Annotated in this window: 5 protein-coding genes and 1 pseudogene; 5 read left to right on the forward strand and 1 reads right to left on the reverse strand. The window is 48.0% G+C overall.

Going from position 1 to position 3159, the window contains the following annotated elements; genetic code table 11:
* From KIV40_RS23680 to KIV40_RS23695, 4 genes and pseudogenes are all read left to right on the forward strand, one after another.
* Positions 1-181: pseudogene (locus tag KIV40_RS23680) on the forward strand (IS630 family transposase); the annotation flags it as partial.
* Between the two features lie 127 nt (positions 182-308).
* Positions 309-605, forward strand: a complete 297-nt coding sequence (locus KIV40_RS23685; RefSeq protein ID WP_285351626.1) for a hypothetical protein — start codon at positions 309-311, stop codon at positions 603-605.
* On the forward strand, positions 599-733 hold the full coding sequence (locus tag KIV40_RS23690) for a hypothetical protein (RefSeq protein WP_285351627.1): 135 nt from the start codon (positions 599-601) through the stop codon (positions 731-733). The genes KIV40_RS23685 and KIV40_RS23690 overlap by 7 nt, the downstream gene beginning before the upstream one ends.
* 3 nt (positions 734-736) lie before the next feature.
* On the forward strand, positions 737-2197 hold the full coding sequence (locus KIV40_RS23695) for a conjugal transfer protein TraG N-terminal domain-containing protein (protein ID WP_285351628.1): 1461 nt from the start codon (positions 737-739) through the stop codon (positions 2195-2197).
* A 23-nt stretch (positions 2198-2220) separates the two neighbouring features.
* Here the strand turns inward: KIV40_RS23695 and KIV40_RS23700 are convergent, their stop codons facing one another.
* Positions 2221-2454, reverse strand: a complete 234-nt coding sequence (locus tag KIV40_RS23700; protein WP_285351629.1) for a hypothetical protein — start codon at positions 2452-2454, stop codon at positions 2221-2223.
* A 196-nt stretch (positions 2455-2650) separates the two neighbouring features.
* Here KIV40_RS23700 and KIV40_RS23705 point away from each other — a divergent pair.
* The coding region (locus KIV40_RS23705; protein WP_285351642.1) for a hypothetical protein at positions 2651-3159 on the forward strand (509 nt) is incomplete at its 3' end.

A 3159-nucleotide genomic window follows, 5' to 3' on the forward strand; every position in this document is an offset into this window, starting at 1 on the left:
CCTCAATCCAATAGAGCGGCTTTGGAAAGTAATGAATGAGAAGTCGAGGAACAACGTTTACTTCAAAAGTAAACGGGACTTCAAGGCGGCAATAGACCAATTTTTTACTGTGACTCTTCCAGAGATCGCAGGCTCTTTGGCATCTCGAATTAATGATAATTTTCAGGTTCTCAAGCCTGCATGCATATTTCGGGGCATTCCGATCACCCATTTCGGTTTTAACCGATCACTAATTCCCGCTGTTTTTCTCTTTTAAATCAATAGCTCGCTATTCTTTACGTCTTAAACAAGAAGGTAAGGAAGCGACCATGGCAAAAAAGAGAACTACAATGAATGCCACCACACCGACATCCACCTTGTGGCACCGAAGTCGCCACCTACTGACGCTGCTATTTTGCTTAGCCGTCGCTTGCGCGCTGGCGCTGGCTTTTGACCGCGATACGCTCACCAGCAGTGCGTACGCCTGGTACATGATCATTGCGCGTTTGGCGTTCTATGGTCTGGCTCTGCTCAAAGCCAAGAGCATCCCAATCACCCTTATCAGCGTCATCATCATTAACGAGGGGCTATTGCTCGCTCAATACTTAGGAGTCCTCGCATGGTAGTCAACGACCCTCTTTCTGTGTTACTCACCCTCACCAGTTGGCAGATTTCCAGCAAGCTGTTTATGATCTTGAACCAAACGGGGCTTATCGTATTCATGCTTGCGGTGATCGTGTTCCAGGTTTGGTAAGAAGTGGACCAAGAAGGCGAAGATGAGGGCAACAAAGGCTTGCTGAGCCTCAATCGCGCTGAGGTCAAACTCATCTTAGCAAGTCTGGTGTGCTTTTTTGCCGTGGTGCCGATGGTCCCGGTCAACGTCAACACGTTAACCTTTGACCAAAATGCCAGCGAAAGCTGCTGCGTAGGCATCACCAATGGGGCAACAAACAGCGACCAGAGCTCACTCAATGGTGAAATCGTGCAAGCGCCGCCCTGGTGGGTGTTTTGGCATGGCCTGTCTCAAGGCTTGACCAACGCCGCAGTCTCGTCAGTGCCTTGTCATTACGACATCGAGCGCAGTATGCTGCAGCTGTCTCAAATTGACATCAGAAGCGAGCAGCTAAGACAAGAGACGCAGGATTTTTACGAGCAGTGCTTTACCCGTGCGCGCTTAGCCATGAAATCGGCCGCGCGTGAAGAAAAAGTCGACCAAGACGATTTTGACGGCGCCAACTGGCTTGGCGGCGACTATTTTCTTCGTCGCAATAGCCAAGCGCCGCGCACCACCTATGACGACTTACAAGCCGAGCACATTGTGTTTAACTTCCCCTATAACTCTGAGCGTGATGACCCAGTGCAACTGAAATACCGCCGAACCGCAGTTGATACCAGCGCTGCGTATCCGATGTGCGATGAATGGTGGGACAGCACGCAAGTACGCAGTGACGGGCTGCGTGCCGGTTTACTGTGGCGTTTATTCTACGACATCGAAGAAAACAACCCACAACTGGTCCATGACGTGCTTGACTATGACGGCTTCTTTTCTCAAATCATGGGAGCGGAAACCACACCTGAAGACAAAGCCAATATGTTGGTACAGCGCGCATTGAGTGTCGAAAACCAATCAACCAGCGGCCGCATCGTGCGTGGCTACGGTCAGGTGCTTGATAAGACGCTCGATCACCAAGCCAGAGAGGTGTGGAATGGCGTAGCAGGATGGGTTGGCGTGGAAGCCGGTCACCTGCTCACAGGGCCTGCTTATTTTATTGTTCGAGAGGCGATGCCTATGCTGCAATCGATGCTCACCATGGTCGTGGTCATTGCCAGCCCACTGGTACTGACGGTCAGCAACTTCTCCATGATGACGCTGATGTCCTTGTCGCTTTCGTACATGGGACTGCAGTTCTTGACGTTTTGGTGGGAGCTTTGTCGCAGCTTAGACAGCAAGCTGTTGGAGTCCGTGTATAAGATGCATGAGAACTTTAACCCGCTGACGGGATCGCTCAACTACATGGATGATTCTATCTTGAAGTTTGTGATGATCGTCTTTTACGTGATCGTGCCTGCAATATGGTTTGGGATACTGGGTTACGCGAGCTATCGTGTAAATGGGGTATCGATGGACAGTGCAGTAGAAAAAGTAAATCAAACAACTCAAAGAGGATTCGACTTCGTCAGAAACACAGTTTCTAACTCAATGAAGGGTTCCAAGTAGCTAACAAAGTAACTATGGCAATCTTATCGATTGTCATAGTTATAAACACAGTGATCTTCATAGTATTCTTTTTCAGCCTCAGCCCAAGCATCTAAAGTTTTACTAGAACCCATATCCGCAAAAACGTTGTTTACTTCTTCAAGGGATATAGCTTCATCGCGAAACGTAATGTCTCGCTCTGCCTCTACCTCAGCATGCAGACGATTACCTTTGTCTTCTAGATAGGCCTGACGCCATCTTTTTAGAAACGCTAACATACAAGCCTCCTTTTCAGATATGGTTAAATTACCATCACTTTACGCCTTTATGCAGACAGTTGCAAATTGAGCGATTAAAGTTTCGAGTCATCTTCACACAGCTTACACCCAAATTTTGTGGATAACTGTTTTAATGTTATTAAAAACAGACTATTGAGCAGCCACTCGACAAAATACCTTGAGGTTAAGATCCCCAATGACAGCAAAAATTCACTATGACATTCAACATATTAACGTCAAAAGCGATAAAGAGAGCGCTCAGCTGACCCAGCAGTGGCAGCAGGTGTTACAAATTTGCCGTGAGGGATCTCTTGGTGAAATGGCACGAGCAAGACTGGCATTTAACCTTGTCGATTACATCACCAGTGAAGATCTGCCGTTTCGTTTGCTCATCACCAGGGCTCCCCAAGCCATGGCGGCTATCGGTGAAGAAGTCAACGTCTATAAAGAACATCGCGTTATCAACGGCAAGCAAAGCGGCATGGTGTATGCCAAAAGTGAACAAATGCTGCCAAGAGAAATCCACTACACGAACCAGTTCGTAGCCACACGTTACGTCGATGGCCTGATCAGGCCATTATCTTCTGCATCACTCATTGATTGCCTTAAAACCGGAGAGATCATCACGCCACTCGATGGCATCTTATTTCTCGGCTGTAAGCGTATTGCTAGCGACATATCGCGCCTGAAAAAGGCAGAACCACA

Source organism: Vibrio sp. D173a, from assembly GCF_030248475.1.

What these genes read in the sequence shown, in the direction of transcription:
- KIV40_RS23685 (WP_285351626.1), top strand. Translation starts at nt 309, where the DNA reads ATGGCAAAAAAGAGAACTACAATGAATGCCACCACACCGACATCCACC.
- KIV40_RS23700 (WP_285351629.1), bottom strand. Translation starts at nt 2,454, where the DNA reads ATGTTAGCGTTTCTAAAAAGATGGCGTCAGGCCTATCTAGAAGACAAA.
- KIV40_RS23690 (WP_285351627.1), top strand. Translation starts at nt 599, where the DNA reads ATGGTAGTCAACGACCCTCTTTCTGTGTTACTCACCCTCACCAGTTGG.